Annotated in this window: 12 protein-coding genes; 11 read left to right on the top strand and 1 reads right to left on the bottom strand. The window is 31.9% G+C overall.

Translation table 11 applies throughout. From position 1 onward, the window contains the following. The first annotated feature begins 326 nt into the window (after positions 1-326). The 6 genes from D2K62_RS07580 to D2K62_RS19275 all read left to right on the top strand — a co-directional run bounded on the left by D2K62_RS07580 (position 327) and on the right by D2K62_RS19275 (position 5,171). Positions 327-1,697 carry a tyrosine-type recombinase/integrase gene (locus tag D2K62_RS07580; RefSeq protein ID WP_117161186.1) on the top strand — a complete coding sequence of 457 codons (1,371 nt, stop codon included), beginning with the start codon at positions 327-329 and terminating at the stop codon, positions 1,695-1,697. Further along, positions 1,669-2,745: a tyrosine-type recombinase/integrase gene (locus D2K62_RS07575; protein ID WP_117161185.1), complete on the top strand. Its 1,077-nt coding sequence runs from the start codon at positions 1,669-1,671 to the stop codon at positions 2,743-2,745. The genes D2K62_RS07580 and D2K62_RS07575 overlap by 29 nt, the downstream gene beginning before the upstream one ends. 13 nt (positions 2,746-2,758) lie before the next feature. Next, complete coding sequence (locus D2K62_RS07570) at positions 2,759-3,724, top strand: tyrosine-type recombinase/integrase (RefSeq protein WP_157967859.1); 966 nt, start codon at positions 2,759-2,761, stop codon at positions 3,722-3,724. 210 nt (positions 3,725-3,934) lie between these two features. Beyond that, positions 3,935-4,216 carry a hypothetical protein gene (locus D2K62_RS07565; protein ID WP_157967858.1) on the top strand — a complete coding sequence of 94 codons (282 nt, stop codon included), beginning with the start codon at positions 3,935-3,937 and terminating at the stop codon, positions 4,214-4,216. Positions 4,217-4,371: 155 nt separating this feature from the next. After that, positions 4,372-4,929, top strand: coding sequence for a transposase (locus D2K62_RS07560; protein WP_157967857.1), 558 nt, complete (start codon positions 4,372-4,374; stop codon positions 4,927-4,929). A gap of 8 nt (positions 4,930-4,937) precedes the next feature. Further along, positions 4,938-5,171: a transposase gene (locus D2K62_RS19275; RefSeq protein ID WP_157967856.1), complete on the top strand. Its 234-nt coding sequence runs from the start codon at positions 4,938-4,940 to the stop codon at positions 5,169-5,171. Positions 5,172-5,420: 249 nt separating this feature from the next. Here the strand turns inward: D2K62_RS19275 and ileS are convergent, their stop codons facing one another. Beyond that, a complete protein-coding gene (ileS, locus tag D2K62_RS07550; RefSeq protein WP_117161180.1) occupies positions 5,421-8,501 on the bottom strand; it encodes an isoleucine--tRNA ligase in 3,081 nt (1,026 codons plus the stop codon). 631 nt (positions 8,502-9,132) lie between these two features. Here ileS and D2K62_RS19440 point away from each other — a divergent pair. The 5 genes from D2K62_RS19440 (at position 9,133) to D2K62_RS07525 (ending at position 13,658) form a co-directional block, all read left to right on the top strand. Further along, positions 9,133-9,480, top strand: a complete 348-nt coding sequence (locus D2K62_RS19440) for a 6-carboxytetrahydropterin synthase (protein WP_117161179.1) — start codon at positions 9,133-9,135, stop codon at positions 9,478-9,480. Between the two features lie 92 nt (positions 9,481-9,572). Then, on the top strand, positions 9,573-11,003 hold the full coding sequence (locus D2K62_RS07540) for a nucleotidyltransferase family protein (protein ID WP_117161178.1): 1,431 nt from the start codon (positions 9,573-9,575) through the stop codon (positions 11,001-11,003). Positions 11,004-11,066: 63 nt separating this feature from the next. Then, positions 11,067-11,855, top strand: a complete 789-nt coding sequence (locus D2K62_RS07535) for an ABC transporter permease (RefSeq protein ID WP_117161177.1) — start codon at positions 11,067-11,069, stop codon at positions 11,853-11,855. Between the two features lie 2 nt (positions 11,856-11,857). Next, on the top strand, positions 11,858-12,661 hold the full coding sequence (locus D2K62_RS07530; RefSeq protein WP_117161176.1) for an ABC transporter permease: 804 nt from the start codon (positions 11,858-11,860) through the stop codon (positions 12,659-12,661). A 10-nt stretch (positions 12,662-12,671) separates the two neighbouring features. Then, entirely contained in the window at positions 12,672-13,658 is a 987-nt protein-coding gene (locus D2K62_RS07525) for an ABC transporter ATP-binding protein (RefSeq protein ID WP_117161175.1), read from the top strand. Positions 13,659-13,994 lie beyond the last annotated feature (336 nt).

The following is a 13,994-nucleotide window of genomic DNA, read 5'->3' as shown; positions in this document are numbered from 1 at the left end:
AGACAAAACAAATTAAAAGTATGCTACAATAAAAATTGGTAATACTAATTAAGTTTGCCATTTTTGCAACACTCCTTTCGAAAAAGATTTCATAACCAAAAAATAAAAAACTTTACCACTGTAATAATTTACTTTAATAAATTAAATATTCGTAGAAGCGGGATTCCACGAATATCTTTGGAAATGTCTGGCAATACTATTGCTAGGCATTTTTTTATTGCCTCTTTTTTTTATTACTTATCCACTCATTGCGTTTACACAATGTTTTATGGTTCCTATTTTACCATAGATTAATTCGCAATGGGGGGATTTGGAGGTGCATAGGTGTGAACCCAGTAAGAGAAAGAAATAACAGGTTGCCGTCTTCAGACTATTATCCAAGTGAATGGATCAAAGCATTTATGGAGGACGTTTCAGAGAAGCAACAAACGTATACGTTCAATGTGATAATGGAATTTTATTTGTTTCATGGAATCCATCAATTTATGATCGATGAATGTCTCGCTTATGTAGCCTATCTAAAAAGAGTACAAGCGTATAAGCAGCTTTCTAGCAAAGTGGTGCTAAAAAAAATAAATATCATCACCGATTACCTGACCTTTTTACACAGTGAGGGGTATAGCGATATGGAACCTCTTTTATGGAAGTGGCAAGCGGTTGTTAAAAAACTGGAAAAGCCGCAGACGAAACCAGTAAAAAAACCTTCCAGTAAAATAAAATTAGATAAAAAGACAATGAAAAAAGAAGACACCTTGCCGGAAATTATTCATGATTTTTTGACGTACCTAGAACGTAAGGGGTATAAAGGACAAGCCTATGAAAAGAATATTCGGAAGTTTTATCAATTTTTAGAAAAAGAAGCGACAGACATCCAACTATTCTTGGAAGTAAATAGCGAGAAATTATTATTTGAAAAAATTAGAGCATATGAAAGGGCCTTATCGGAACGTGTTATAACAGAAAAAATTGCAACAGCTACTGCATCTATTTACTTAAGAGTAGTGCAATTATTTGTGAAGTTTTTATGCAGTAAAGGTCTGATCGATCGGAACTATTCGCTACCGATCCATTTAAGAGGGAGAGGAACTCGCGCCAATGAATATGTTCCAAAAGAAAGTGTAATAAAGTTAATGGATATGATCTATGAAAATTCCAATCATAGTATACGCGACTTAGCTATGTTCTTAATTATTGTGGATACGGGATGTCGCCCGATAGAAGTGTGCAATTTGACAGTAGATGATTATAACAGCATTGAACGAACACTCTCTTTTCATTGCGGTAAAACACCAAGAAGAAAAGTAAAGATCAGTCGGGAAGTGATCGATATCATCAATGCGTACATCGAAGTAAGAAAACGTTATAAGCCGAGAACAGAGAGTTTATTCTGTGACTATCGTGGTTTCGCTATTTCATCAGGGTTGATTAATAGAAATTTTTATGTCTGGAATATAAAAGCATTTGATGAATCGAGATATCCACCAAAAGCCTTTCGTCATACGTACATCACTAATGCATTAGAAGAATATGGGTTTGAAAGAGTATCCAAGATGATTGGACATGCAGAATGGCGTTCAACCTATTATTATCTCCATCGCTCAAAGAAACGTTTGTTAGCCAATACCCTTGATAAAAGTCCCCTGAAGGAAAATAAAGGAGTGTTTTCTAGTGTCGATCAAAATTCAAACCAACGTTGATTATGAAAAAGTCTGTAACGAACTAGGTATAACAGTTGATGAATTATTGACCTTGGTAAAAGACAAGGATAAACATCTATCCAATAAGAAAGAAAAGGTACTTTTTTTACACGTTTTAGATGAGTATCGGGTCAACCTCAGAAAACTAATGGAACACAATCGTCGAAGTGAGACAACGTTAACTACGTATTTGAACTTTTTGGATAGAGTAAAAGCGGTTGTGATAAACAAATATGCAAATTTATGTATTGATCATATTACAGAAGACCTACTATATGAGATCTTAGAAAATGCAAAGCCAAGGAAAGCGGACATCTTAATGCAAAATACATTAAATAAATATGCAGCAATTCTTAGAAGCTTATTGGGATTTGCATTTGAACGTGGATATACAAAAAAAGACCTAAGGTATAAATTATCTATCCGCAAAACAGCTACACTACCTCGGTATTTAAATGATGAGCAAGTGGAGCAAGTACTTCAAGGAGTTATTCAAAAAACATATGGGTATCGAAAGAGAGCAATGATTATCTTTTTATGGGGAACAGGATGTCGGATCAGTGAATTAACGAATATTCGTGTTTGTGATTTCAATATCAATGAAAATCTTATTTTTATAAGGAAAGGAAAAGGTAAGAAAGAAAGGTACATTCCTATGTTTCCAGAGGTAAAAAAACAAATCATCAAATATTTGAAAATTAGTGGGGTAAAAGAGTGGAGAACGGATATGAAGGGATATCTTTTTGCACAAGACGACGGATTGGTGCGGGAAAGAAAGGTATTGGAGAGAAGTATGCAAAGCTTAGTTCGAGGGTTGTTTGATGGTATAGGATTAAATCGAGATTATACGGTGCATTCTTTCCGTCATACCTTTGCGGTTAAATGTTTAAAAGCAGGTATTAGAGAGGAGTATTTAATGCAAATCCTTGGTCATGAAGATCCCCAAACAACTGCCATATACACCAAGTTATTGCCAATTGATTTACAAGAGCAAGTTATGAAGCATTATCCTTTTCCATTTGAAAAGTTACTAAATGAATTAATGTAAAGGAAGGTTTATGTTGAAAACATTCAAGGAAGAGATTCGTAACTTTATTCGCCGTTCGCCTCTTAGCGATGATAGTAAAGGTGTTTTTAAGCGAAGACTTGAAGACTTCTTGCATTATCTCGCTGAAATTATTAGCACGCCTGTTGATAAAGTACATTTGGAAAGAATATATGAAACAGTAAATAAGAATGGAGAAACGTTATTTTATTCAGGCCTTAATGTAACTATTGTTGATGAATATTTTTATAGTCATCTCTATAAAAGTTATAATTGGTTATCTGAGTCAAAACGAACACTACAAAACTTTTTTCTTTACCTTTATAGAAAATACGACTTTCCAATCCTAACAGAAGAGATGACCTTTATTGTGGATGAGCATAAACAAAAACCACAAAAAACGGATAGTATTGTACCGACTAGACATGATCTATTAAAGCTGCTGCAAAGTCTTATGAAAAATAGTTTGCATTTAGAGAGGGATGCCTTGTTTTTTACCTTACTAATATCAACAGGAAGTCGAATCAACGAGATTATTACTATAAAAGTGAAAGATATAGACTATAAGCACGAAACCATCTTTGTGAAAAAGACGAAAAATGGATCTAGTAAATGTATTGTATTACGAGAAGGGTTTGGATCTATTTTAAAAAGATACATTGAACAGAATCAGTTGAATCGGGATGATTTCTTACTAAGCGAAAGTGGTAAGGCAATAAGTCGGAAGGAATTTCAGGAACTTTTTAATTATTTTCTTCAAAAAGCAAACTTGCCTTCTTTTACACTCCATAAATTAAGACATTCCTTTGCAACAATTATGGCTGAAAGTGGAATGGGAATTTTAGTGATTCAACAATTACTAGGGCATAAAAAGCTAGATTCCACTAGTACTTATATTGATCCAAACTATATTAGAAACCACGGGATGGAACTACAAGTGAATAAGGATATATATAAGCATATTCGTAAAACAAATAATTAAGATATAAATAATTACACTGTCCTTCAAATAGACAGTGTAATTATTAACAATAAGTTTAGAAGCTTTACTTCATAGAGATAAAGGCCGTTCGAAAAGTAGCTTCAATCACTTCTGTTATTGATTGTTCGAAAGCAGGTAATGAATAGGGTGCTCCAAGTAAACGAAGATGCTTAACTTAATTAACAAATTTCTAATTTAAGTGATATTTGATTGCTGCCACAGGAATTACCACTTGATGTCAGTGCGTTTACCAATAGAGAAACGCGAAGAGTTAGGCTTATGGTATTTTCTGGTGCGGCATGGCCAGGTGATGTTGATTTATTGCTATTTAATTTTGAAAGCAAAACTATTGCTATAATTGAATTCAAAAAAATACTAAAGCTCCAGATAATAATTGGCACATACCAATTATTGAAGAAAAGCTATCAAATTATTATAGAGTATCTGAAAGAGCAGAAGATAATAGCAAATATAACCGACTTGCAATGTTAAGAAAATACATAAGCAATAACCTTCCATTTATAGTTTTATATTATCTTTCTTGGGAATCGAGTAATAAGAATGACAATGTTATAAAATTAGAGTTAATTAATGGAGAGATTGGAAAACATCTCTCCTTTGATGAATTTAAATACATCAAAGGCCATATGACCTTTGAATATATTGATGCTGCGTCAGGAGAAATCTTAGATATTCTTGATAGGCGGGATAGTTCGATTAATAATCACTTCATTACACACTATAACTTATCCGATAGGAAAAACGCTGAAACAGTTACTATTGATATGAATGCAGGATACGCCAACCTTATTAAAGGTGTATTCCCTAAGGCTCATATTAATATTGATCGTTTTCATCTCATTCAGCTCATCAATCGATCTATGAACAAAATACGCATAAAGATTATGAATCAATTTAATACATCAAATGGTGAAGATATGAAGAAGTATCGTCGTTTAAAGCGTTATTGGAAGCTATTATTAAAGAAAGAATCGGATCTTTCGCTTACAGAATATAAATACTATTCGTTGTTTGGTCAACGCATAGAATCAGCTATTGTACAAGAGATATTAGCTTATGATGAAGAACTAAAGGTGAATTATGACCTGTATCAAAACCTCTTGAGAGCTATGAATCATAAAGATTATAATGCATTGTCAGACATCCTAAAAAAAGATGTCCGAAGGACACATCAACCTATTTAAAGACTAGCTTGAATACACTACGTAAGCATTTACCGTATATAATAAATAGCTTTAATTACAAGTACGATAATGGCCGTATCGAAGGCATTAATAATAAGATTAAAGTGATCAATCGCGTCGCATATGGATACCGAAATTTCAACCATTATAAGAACCAAATCTTACTACACTTCAATTTAAAAGCTATTGGAAAAGGAACAAAACAATCAAATCAAAATAAATCATGCCCCAAAGCTGCTTGATTACTTTGGAGCGTGTTTATCATATATTTTTAGTTGACTATAATTCTTCACCAACGTCATTTGACAAAGAGCCACTTTTATTAATATTTAATTAAAAAACTGGGAAGAAAGATTAAATACATGTTGTTCCCCTCTTTTTTCTTCAGGTTCTTTTCTAATACACTAACTATTTAGCAGTAAGTTCTGACTATTAACAGCGGAAAAATCATAAGACAAAGAGACCTTTCCAAAGACCTGTATTATAAACTACTAAGATTTAATGTGCAATCTAATTTCATTTCCTTCTACTATGAAACTTTTCATATTCGTTATACTTTCAAAATGTATTTCATTTAATATAAGATTACTTTGAACTAATTCACCATATTCATTTAATACTTTTTGAATCCACGAATCAGCTTGGATGAATAAATCTACTCGTAATCCAACTGGAAGATCTAATTCCTTACGATATGTTTGAACAGTTCGAACGAATTCCCTTACTAATCCTTCTTCCTTTAATTCTTGCGTTAATTCCGTATCTAATAGAGTTAGGAAATTATTACCTTCAAGTAAATCAAAACCACTTCTTCCCTTTTTCTCAATAAGTACGTCATCAAGTGTAAGCGTTACTGCTTCACCTGAATTTAATACTAGCTGTATTTCTTTTTCCTTACTAAATTTATTCTTTTCTACCTCATCTAAATTTTCAACTTTATTTTTAACTTCTCCAACCGCTTTGCCTAACTTCGGTCCAACTATAGAGAAATTTAATTTGAAATTAAGCTCTAAAAGATCATGATAATCCTTCTTAAACTTCACTTCTTTTATATTCATTTCATCTTTTATAATAGACGCATACTTTTGCAACTGAGATATAGTGGACTCTTCTGTTGGGACCACAATCAATTGAGCTAATGGTTGTTTGGTTTTTATTCCAACTGTATTTCTAAGGGATCTTGTCAGCTCTATTATTTGCAAGACTGCATCCATATCTTTTTCTAATTGTTCATCAATAAACTTTGCATCTGGTTGAGGATAGTCCGATAGATGCACACTTTCTTTTACTAAGTTTGCGTATATGTCTTCTGTAACAAAAGGTGTATAAGGAGCCATGAGTTGTGACAGCTTTTTCAAGACCTCAAATAATGTACTAAATGCTGACCGCTTGTCATCAGTCATACCACTATTCCAAAAACGTTGTCTAGAACGCCTTACATACCAATTACTTAGTTCATCAACAAACGTTGCAATGGATCTTGCCCCTTTTGTTATATCGTAATCATCTAAACTTTGGACAACTTCTCTAATAACTGTGTTTAATCGAGAGACAATCCATTTATCGAGAGTTGTCAGAGTCCCACCTATATCACTAACTGGATTAAACTGATCAATTTCTGCATACATCGAGTAAAAAGAATAAACGTTCAAAACTGTATCAATGACTTTAGATTTAGCGTGACTAACAGTTTTTTTAGAAAAGCGTTTATTATTCCATGGTGAACTGTCAGCTAACAACGCCCATCTTAACGAATCAGCACCGAACTCATTTATTAGCTCAGAAGGATTCAAGGCATTCCCTTTACTTTTTGACATCTTTTGACCATTTTCATCTAAAATATGTCCTAAAGAAAGTACACGTTTATATGGTAATTGTCCAGTAAACAAAGTAGAAACCGCTAGTAAGCTATAAAACCATCCCCTTGTCTGGTCAACCCCTTCAATAACCACATCTGCAGGAAACTGGTTCTTAAACATATCTTCATTTTCAAACGGATAATGATATTGTGCAAATGGCATCGATCCACTATCAAACCAAACATCAATAACTTCGCTTGTTCTATCCATCCTACTACCACAAGAGCAAGCAAAATGCACATTGTCGACATAGGGCTTATGCAATTCTATGTCTTCTGGAACCTCTTCAATAGAAAGTTCTCTTAATTCTTTAGCGGATTTTGGGGCTTTTTCCTTACCACACTTTTTGCAAACCCAAACGTTTAACGGTGTTCCCCAATATCTGTTTCTACCTATATTCCAGTCAACCATATTATTTAAAAAGTTCCCAAACCTTCCATCCTTTATATGAGATGGATGCCATTGAACGTTTTGATTATTTGATTGCATTTTTTCTTTTACCGCTGTTGTCTTAATAAACCACCCCTCCATAGCATAATAAAGAAGAGGACTGTCACATCGCCAACAGTGTGGATAGCTATGTGCATATTTTTGCTTATCAAATAAAAGATTTTGCTTCGAGATCATTTTTATAATTTCTACATCACAGTCTTTAACAAATTGTCCTGATAGTGGCGTTACATATTCCTTATAGCGACCTTTTGAATCTACTACATTCACATAATCAAATTGATTATCCTGAACTGCCTTGTAATCATCTTCACCATGAGCTGGTGCTATATGCACAATACCAGTTCCACTTGTATCCGTAACGAAGTCTGCACCGAGAACTTTATGTCCGTTTGTTACTGTGACATATTTAAAGGGCGGTTCGTAAGAGAGTCCGATCAAGTCTTTCCCTTTTATAATTTCCAGAACCTGATAATTTCCCTTCATAACAGTGGAAACCAAAGACTCTGCAAGAACAAATATTTCTGATTCTTGTTTAACTCGTACATAATTCATTTTAGGATTAACAGCAACAGCAACATTACCTGGTAATGTCCATGGTGTTGTTGTCCAACCTAAAAGATACTCATTTGAAGTTCCCTTTAATCGAAATTTGGCTGTAACAGATAAATCAGACACATCTTTATATCCTTGTGCAACTTCGTGAGAACTAAGTGAAGTCTCACAATGTGGACAATAAGGAACCACCCTATGTCCTTTATATAAATAACCCTTCTCATGGATAGTAGATAAGATATTCCAGACAGACTCAATATACTCGTTGTTTAAGGTGATATAGGGGTTTTCCATATCCACCCAATAACCAAGTGCCTCAGTAAATTGTTTCCATTCATTTTCATAGGTAAATACACTTTCTTTACATTTCTTAATGAAATTTTCGATTCCATACTCCTCAATTTGATCCTTACCAAGAATATTCAATTGTTTTTGAACTTCTAATTCCACAGGTAAGCCATGTGTATCCCAACCCGCTTTTCTTAATACCTGATAACCAGACATTGTTTTGTACCTCGCTACAAAGTCCTTGATTGTTCTACCAAGGGCGTGACCTGCATGTGGCAAACCGTTTGCAGTTGGAGGACCTTCATAAAAAACAAAGGTCTCTTTTCCTTCTCGGTTAGATATGGAGCGTTCAAACGTTCGATTTTCCTCCCATTTTCCACGAATCCTTAGTTCTCTTTCGACACTGAACTCTTTCAACATTATCACCTCATTTTAAATTTAAAAAAACTCGATCCTACATACGTAGAATCGAGTTTTATATATAAATATATAACCTTCTTTTAACAAAACAAAAAAACCAAGTAGTGGTTTTATCAGTTCATTACACTACGTACTATCATACGTGTCCAGAATATCGGTAGAATGCCGTCAAAGTTTAAAAGTATTTTCAACTTTGTTTCTCGGAGAGGATTTTCTTTATGATCTTAACGTTGACTTCCAGCAAATCGACAACTCTCTTTAGATAAGATAAACATAACTACTTTTTCTCGTCATCAAATTATTTATGAAATTACAAAAATGATAACTGATAATCAATTAAAAGTCAACTTGCAGTTTACATTAATTAGCAACTTTGGAAGAGAACTATTTTACGTTTACTTTTCAATTCTTTTTTTTAGTTGTTTAATGCTAGTTTCTTGTTTTGGTTGTGTAACATTTATTCCAAAAATATTAATTTTTAGTGGAAATTATTATAATTTATAGTTTTACTAAAAACATATAAATCACCTATTTTTACATGAAAAAGTCACTAATTTTTAATGTTGTTTCTAAAAAATGGTTAAAGTATAATGTTCTTATATATTAGAGGTACCAATATTAACCATAAAAGGTGGTGATTTTTAGAAGCACTTTTAACAAGATTTTTAATTTAGACGCCGCACTTAAACTTGTAAAGCATAATGGAAAATGCGCATATTTACATGGGCATACATACAATTTAACTAGTGTCATAAAAGACAAAGATACTTTTCGGACGAAGATTTTGTTATCGCATTTAAAATTAGAGGATGTTGTAAAAATAGAAATTGTAGACAAGATAGATTATTCATTCTTAGCACAAGGGAATGAACCAGTAATAAGTCAATTAGAAAGAAAAACAGGTAGTAAATGGTTTCTACTAGGTTTTAGAACAAGTTGTGAAAAACTAGTAGTATATATATGTTTTAAGTGTAAGTGAAGTTTTTATTAGAAGATAAAACGAATTCCATCTAAGACACAACATGAATTCAAATAACAGGGTGAATATTAATTATTAGTTAGGAGAAAAAAATGAGAGTAACAAATACTATAGTAGAAGAAATATTCAAAGATAAGCTATCACAAATTGAAAATTTTGAAGATGAATTATATGGATTTTCAATCAAACATAAAATCCAACCATACTTGAATGAATCATTCCTAAGTAGAAATATTGATCCACCTTTAGGTTTGAAACAAGAACTAGAAGTTATTGTAAATGAATTTGACAATCAATTGAATTATGCCCGGGAATTGAGCAATAAGTTAGAATATCCTTTGATAGTTTTCAAAGGCTTTACTAATTATTTTCTTGGCGAAGGAGATATATTTAAGAGAGAGAGTGGAGATCTTGATCTTCTGTACAAGGATCCGAAACACTTAAGAAAACACCTTATTAATGAGAGCTTTTATGAATTTGAATATAGCTCAGGACATGAATACTCATGTTTAGAAAAACTAGATATAAGTATCACAATTGATTTGCACAAACATATACCTATAATGGCATATCCTAAAGATATTCATAGTGTAAGTAGAAATGGAGAAACCACTATAGATCCTGTTAGTAAAGTTGCAGAATTAAATTATGAAGATGTTTTAGCATATTGTCATCACTTATCTGGCAATGTTTATATACCTAGTGTTAATCTATCTTTATTGATTTTATGTACAAGCATGTTTCGTGATTACATTTCAAGAATGGATTCATTACCTCACTTTAAATTAATAGACCTAGTTGAGACTGTAAAATTATTGAATAGTACTTCTTATAAACCTAACGAATTTATTGAACTAGTTAACAAGTATAATAGCCATGATTCAATTAATTTTACAGGAAAAGTATTAAAAGAAATAACTGGTTTAGACCCGTTTCACTATATAAATGGAAAATTAACTTATTACCCACAAATTCAGACATGGAATTTTAATAGTTGGTTTTTTCCATCATCATTAAAGTCTGCTATCTTAAATGAAGACTTCATATCATTATACAGACAAATAGGAGCTGAAACTCTTTTCATTAGTAAAAATCAAGATTATTCTTTTAAAAATACTGCTGAGGAAAATGTGCTGAAATCGTTGACAAAAAGTACGAATAACAACGAACTTCAAGTAACTTTTAATGTGAAATGGGATAGAGAATTACGATTAGAAATTGAAATATCCAATGTTACTGGTATTTCAGATAATGACATTATAAATTTGAATTTTGGAGCATTAGTAAAGACTTATTTTGGTTCAGTTTCTAGAGGTATGACAATAGGTATTAACGAAGATACAAAAGAAACTATGATTTATAAGAAGGATAGTAAATCCATTACTTTAACACTTTTTATTAATGTTGCGGAAATTAATAAAATCATTGTAGGTAATGAAATTCCATTAAATTTATATATTGAAAAGTATGAAAATAAAGTTGAATATGATTTTTTATGTCCATTAATTATTAAAGGAATCTAATAGTTACGGTGTGGCGCATATGCTGCCGTGTCGTTGTCTAAAAGTTGGAGGTAAAAGTAAAAAATGAGCTTATTTAGCAAGTTTCTAATATTGGCCTTTAAAGAAAAATATATATATAGATTTGATTTCTATATATCAATTTTGGCTAGTATATTAGTGATTTTAGTGCAAATTAACGTCTGGGAGGCTCTATATAAAGGAAACAGTGTAGATAGTGCTAGTTTAAAACAAATGATTACTTATGTGTTACTATCCTCTATTATTTTCAGTCTAACTAGGTCAGAAGCAGGGAATAAAATAGGTAGAAAAGTAGAGGATGGTTCGATTATTAGTGATTTTACAAGACCAGTTAATTTTCGGAGTTATTTATTTGCAGAAGACCTAGGCAATAATTTTTTTCAGGTATTATTTATATCACTTCCTGCAGTAACAATTGTAAGCATATTTTTCGGTTTTTCGTGGGAGGGAGATTTAGTCACGTTATCTATATTTCTATTGTCTCTTGTACTGGGTGTAATAATTTCTTTTTATATAAAGTACATAATTGGTATGTTTGCGTTTTGGCTAGAGACATCTTGGTATATCCCGTTCTTTGTAGGTGCCATTTTTGAGCTATTTTCTGGTTCTACAATTCCTCTATGGTTTTTCCCGGATTGGTTATCAGCAATTAGTTCATTATTGCCATTTAGACTTATCTTTTTTGAACCGATTTCTATTTTTTTAAACAAATATTCTTATGTAGATTCATTTTCTATTATTTGTACTCAAATTACTTGGTTGGTGTTACTCGTGATATTTGAAAAAATATTATGGTTTAACGCTCAGAAAAAGGTTGTTATACATGGAGGGTGATCATGCATTATTTAAAGCTTTATATAGAGTTTATTAAATTGCGTATATCAGGAGTAGCAGAGTATAGAAAAGCTTTTATAATAGGTGCAATCGCTCAATTCGTTTCATATTTTGCGGAGTTTTTTCTAATATGGGTTATTGTCCTAGAATTTCAATCAATTAATGGATGGAGTGCTCCTGAAGTCCTGTTGCTATATGGTCTAAATCTATCTTCTTATGCTATTGCGGGGTTCTTTTTCTTTACTCCAACCTCACAACTACCTGTAATGGTGAAAGATGGTACATTTGATGAATTGTTAATAAAGCCGCTTAATAGTTTCTGGTACTTAGTTTGTCGGGAATTTAATACAGGTTATCTTAGTCATTTTATTTTATCTTTGTTAGTTATAATTTATTCTTTTAATGCATTAAACATTGATATGAATATAAGTAACTACTTATTTTTAGTGATTACACTTATTGGTGGTGCATTAATTCAAGGGGCTGCACTAATTATCACTTCGGTCCCATCTTTTTGGTTTGTTGAAAATAAGGGACTTAAAGAAATACTTTTTTCTCAAGCCAAAGGATTCATAAGGTATCCTATTACCATTTTTAATACACCCATACAAATAATACTAACTTTGATAATTCCATATGCTTTTATTAATTTTTATCCAGCACAATTTTTTATTGAGAAAAACGATTTTTCTATTTTTAATTCTTCATTTCAATATCTGACACCTATAGTAGGAATTGTTCTCTTCATTGCTGCGTATTTATTTTGGTGTATAGGAATTAATAATTATAAGAGTACTGGTTCATAGGAGGATACAAATGTCACTAATACGTGTCGAAAATGTCAACAAAGACTTTAGAATTAACAAAAGAGAAAAAGGAGTTGCTTCAGCATTTAAGACATTAATTAAAAGGGAATATAGTGTGAAAAATGCTGTGTCAAATTTGTCTTTTAGAATAAATGAAGGTGAAATTGTGGGCTATATTGGTTCAAATGGAGCTGGGAAGTCAACAACAATTAAAATGTTATCAGGTATTCTTGTTCCTACGAGTGGAGAAGTAATGGTTGATGGACTTGTTCCTTATAAAAATAGAAAGGTGAATGCTAAAAAAATAGGTGTTGTATTTGGCCAACGTACACAACTTTATTGGAATCTTCCTATAGAAGAGACTTTTGACCTATATAGAAAGATTTTTAAAGTCGAACCCTCTCAATTTAAAAAAAATGTTGATTTCTTTGTGGAATTGTTAGAAATGCAACCCTTTCTGAGAACACCAGTAAGACAACTAAGTCTTGGACAAAGAATGAGAGCAGAATTAGTAGTGTCATTGCTTCATGATCCTAAAATACTTTATCTCGATGAACCTACTATTGGGTTAGATATTATGGTGAAACAAAAAATTAGAAAATTCATAAGAGAACTAAACGAAGAAAAAAATACTACTATTATTTTAACAACCCATGATATGGACGATATTGATCAAATCTGTAATCGAGTAATTGCAATTGAAAAGGGACAAAAAATATTTGATGGTTCTATAGATAAATTCAAAAATAACTACAGTCAGGGACATAAATTAAGCATTAACTTCAAAAATAAACACAGTGATGTTAGGGATTCACGTTTAACGATACTTGAAAATAAAGATAACAAAGTAACTATTCTGTTTAGAAAGGAGGAAATAAGTGTTACAGAGTGTATATCAATATTATCTAACATAGGAGAAATTGAAGATATAAAGATTACGGAACCAAATATGGAGAAAGCATTTGAAAATTTATATACAATCAGGACAAGTAATTAAGATAAAAAAGTTAGTACTATGAGTTTAAAGAATTCTTCCTAGTGAAGATAAAAAGGTAATTTATTCCATTAAGAATGTTATTTGGTTATGATCCTCACTAAATTGTAATTATAAAAAACATTACTTATTTATCATTAATAGTTAGTATTAGTAAAGGAATTCCATTCGTCATGTGAACATAATTTCTCCCCTCTTTTCGGGGGAGCTCATGTAGGTTTTATCCAAAAAAGCAAGATAAGAAATAACCAGATTTACTATAAAGTCAAGTGGTGTATTAGAAGACTAGAACAGTTAATCATCCGCGAATTCTTAAAATATAATTCGGTTGTAGCAGCT

The sequence above is a fragment of the Paraliobacillus sp. X-1268 genome, assembly GCF_003426095.1.
Lineage (GTDB): Bacteria > Bacillota > Bacilli > Bacillales > Amphibacillaceae > Paraliobacillus_A > Paraliobacillus_A zengyii.
The sequence above is the reverse complement of the archived record's forward strand: the minus strand, read 5'-3'. Positions and strand labels throughout refer to the sequence as shown.